At 49.8% G+C, this 333-nt stretch carries 1 protein-coding gene; it reads right to left on the reverse strand.

Annotated features, from left to right (window positions below):
* On the reverse strand, positions 1 to 256 hold a 256-nt coding region (locus E5329_RS31470), incomplete at its 3' end, for an RNA polymerase sigma factor sigma-70 region 4 domain-containing protein (RefSeq protein ID WP_135992606.1).
* Positions 257 to 333 lie beyond the last annotated feature (77 nt).

Genomic DNA, 333 nt, shown 5'->3' on the forward strand with positions numbered 1-333 from the left:
GGTTCCACCACTGGTAACGGCACCGGTTGCTGCAAAAAATCTTGCGTCCGCCACCTGTTGGGTGTGATAATGGTTTGCCGCAATTTTTACATAAACCAGTTTCCGTACAGTTGCCAAATGGGGCATGAATGCCATTGCGGTAGCAGATAGATTTTACAGTGTTTGGGGATAAGGAGAAAAAGCCCGCAATTTCTGCATACGATGCGCCATCCTCCCGCATTTTTAGTATTGCCTGTTTGGTTTTGGGATCAGTCATGCTGCCTCCTTTTCTGCCCCGACTCCTGCACCTGCCATATATGCGGCTTTGATGCGCAGTCCGAGGGCGTGTACTAC

Origin of the sequence: Petralouisia muris (assembly GCF_004793545.1) — a bacterium.
Classification (GTDB): Bacteria; Bacillota; Clostridia; order Lachnospirales; family Lachnospiraceae; genus Petralouisia; species Petralouisia muris.